Genomic DNA, 3,025 nt, shown 5'->3' on the forward strand with positions numbered 1-3,025 from the left:
GGATGCTGTCGCCCGTCGAGTTCGAACGGCAGCAGGCTTTGATGGCTCAAGGCGTCTAGAAAACGAGGGGCTACTCACTCGGGCTTTATCAGCTGGCGGAAACGACGCCGCAGCACGCGGGCCTGATCCGGAGTGTGGTTCATGATCACACGATCCTCATCGGGGCCCTTCGTGCACGCATGCTTGCCGAATATCTCCGTCGTATGGCAACCGAGCCGATGGGACCCCGCCTGGATATCGACGATCCGATTTGGGTAAAGCGCGGGGCCCTGTTTGCCGACCGTCTCGCCAGACCTGCAAAAAGCCTTGACCAGCTCCTGAGCAAGCTAGACCGCGACAAAGTTTACGACACGCCGCAGGAGGCATTCGCGTCCGCGCAGTTCGAGTATGATCCCCGGCTGTTGCAAATGGCCGAAAGAATCTCTGAGCAGCTCAGCGATGTCGATCTCCATGGAGACGCATTCACTGCGCTCGTTCGCGCAATACGAACCGAAATAGCCCCGTTAACGGCCATTACGCCTGCGATGCTACGTAAAGAAGGTTTCGGACGCAAGACCCTTGCCGAGGCGCAACTCGGCATGTCCGTTCCCGAGGCGGTTACCGTCCTCGCGATAAACCTTGTCTGCCTCAAGGGGCAGGTGCGAAAGGCCATGAAGGCGCTGGACGGCGGTTGCGGTCTTCCAGCCCTCTCACCCGTGCCAGCCGTTCCCGTGGGCGGCCGCGCGAAGGTGTGCCGCACCGCCAGTGCGCTGAAAGCCATCAGCGGCTGCGACCGTAATGTGGGAGACAGGAGTACCAATTCGGACAATAACTCTGGATCGACGCTGCTTGACCGCGTTGAGTCCCGGCTGGCGGAACCGATGCCAGCAGCCAGTCTCGACCAGTTTCAGCTGCTAATGCCAGAGTGGTCGCGGCGAAACGGCGAGTTTTAGATACCCTGTTCACTCATCGTCCGAGTCGTCATCCCATCATGGATGAGACCCGCTGCCACTGCTGTTTGCGCCACCCCACCCGACGCTGCCAATCCGGCCTTCGCCATCGGCATGGCGAAGCTCGTCCGGCTGATGGCGAAGCAGGCGGCAGCCGACCATTATGAACGCTGCGCGCCCGCCTCGCGGGCAACTAATGATCCCGGCACGCCCGCCGCTTAATATACTCCTGACAGAAGGTGCTCCACTGCCATGCTGATGCGCCCTGCCCCCCGCATCGTCCTCTACGGGCGCCACTCGACCGCGATGCAGACGGCCACGTCGAGTATTGATCAGACCGAATCGTGCATGAAGCTCGTCACCTATGTTGGCGGCACCGTGATGGCAACGTATCATGACCCCGAACAGTCCGGCTATCGCCGTGATCGGGCGGGCCTGAGGAAACTGCTGGCGGACATCGAGTCGGGAACAGTCGACTTGATCGTCTGCGAAGCGCTCGACAGGCTTGCGCGCGATGCGGAGGATGTCGCGTGGCTCGGCAAGAAGCTGGCCTACCACCGTGTGCAATTGCACACGGTGAGCGAGGGCCATGTCGACGAGATCAAGTTCGCGGTTGCCGGGCTGCTGGGAGCGATCTTCCTCAAGCACCTTGTCGACAAGACCCTGCGCGGCATGGAGGCGGCAGTGCTTGCGGGGCGGTGCGCCGGTGGTCGCTCCTACGGCTACAGGCGGGTCATCCGCCTTGATGACCGCGGTGAGCGTATTCGTGGCCTGCTCGAGATCGACGAGGCGCAGGCCGCCATCGTCGAGCGCATATTCACCGAGTTCGCGGCCGGCGCTTCGTCCATCCAGATAGCGACCAAGCTGAATACCGACGGCGTGCCTGGCCCACGTGGCGGGCAGTGGAATGCCTCTACGGTCCGCGGCGAGCCGAAAAAGGCGACCGGCATTCTCAACAACCCGCTTTATGTTGGCCGGCTGGTATGGGGACGCCGGCAATGGCGTCGCAACCCCGACAGCGAGAAGCGCGAGCGACGCTATCGCCTACGCGAACATTCAGAATGGATCGAGGTCGCCGTGCCGGATCTGCGCATCGTCGATGACGCACAGTGGAGCGCGGTTCAGGCACAGATCGAGCAGCGTTCGCGTCCCAGCACCGATGTTCCGGTCGCCCGTCAGAACCGCAAGAAGCACTTGCTGTCGGGTCTCATCCGCTGCAGCTGTTGCGGGTCGGGCTACACTATCTCGGGCAAGGACTATTATCGCTGCGCCGGTCAGAAGGAGCGCGGCAGCTGCTCGAACACGGTCTCGGTCCGAAAGGGCCCTCTCGAAACGGCAACCCTATCGATTCTCCAACACCAGTTGCTAACCGAGGATCATGCTCGGCTGTTCGCCGAGGAGTTCCAGCGGGAGCTGGCGCGGCTGACGAGCACGTCGGCGAGGCAGGATCAATCGATCATCGACCGCCTCGCCGTCGTTACCCGCGAGATCGACACGCTGGCCGCCAACATGCTGGCAGCGGTGGCCAGCCCCGCCCTGCTGAAGCTCCTTGGCGACCGCGAGTCCGAGAAAGCGCGCCTGGAGAAACAATTGAGTATGCCAACGGCGGTCGCGCCCTCCGCGACGATCCTGTCGCATCCGGCTGTGCAGCAACTGTTCAAGGAGAAAGTCAGCCGGTTGCGCGAGGCGCTCGACGCTGAGACGGTCCGCGGCGAAGCGGCAGAAATCCTGTCGACGCTCATCGAAAGCGTGACGATCTACCCGGACGGCAGGGATGGCCCGGAGGCGGAGGTCGTCGCTAAGGTCGCAGACCTCGTCGCCTTTGCCACAAACGACAACGCCGCCCGTGAGGGCGGCATGTCGAGTTCTATGGTGGTGGTTGCGGGGACAGGATTTGAACCTGTGACCTTCAGGTTATGAGCCTGACGAGCTACCGGGCTGCTCCACCCCGCGACGGCACGGCTAGCGTGCGTTGGGTGTGTAGAAGACGTTGTGAATGGGTTTTGATATTTTGCGTTTTGCATGTTGCACGGGCTTCAATGCCTGGCGACGACCTACTCTTCCATCGCTTGAGCGATAGTACCATTGGCGCAGTC

General features: G+C 62.1%; 2 protein-coding genes, 1 tRNA gene and 1 pseudogene. 2 read left to right on the forward strand and 2 right to left on the reverse strand.

Annotated features, from left to right (window positions below; genetic code table 11):
• The first annotated feature begins 179 nt into the window (after positions 1-179).
• Positions 180-932, forward strand: coding sequence for a hypothetical protein (locus tag AC0CH3_RS17635; RefSeq protein ID WP_465238114.1), 753 nt, complete (start codon positions 180-182; stop codon positions 930-932).
• Between the two features lie 303 nt (positions 933-1,235).
• Positions 1,236-2,261: pseudogene (locus tag AC0CH3_RS17640) on the forward strand (recombinase family protein); the annotation flags it as partial.
• 33 nt (positions 2,262-2,294) lie between these two features.
• Here AC0CH3_RS17640 and AC0CH3_RS17645 read toward each other — a convergent pair.
• Complete coding sequence (locus AC0CH3_RS17645; protein ID WP_353454026.1) at positions 2,295-2,519, reverse strand: hypothetical protein; 225 nt, start codon at positions 2,517-2,519, stop codon at positions 2,295-2,297.
• A gap of 286 nt (positions 2,520-2,805) precedes the next feature.
• A tRNA-Met gene (locus AC0CH3_RS17650) sits at positions 2,806-2,882 on the reverse strand.
• Between the last annotated feature and the right edge of the window lie 143 nt (positions 2,883-3,025).

The sequence above is a fragment of the Sphingomonas sp. AC449 genome, from assembly GCF_979253475.1.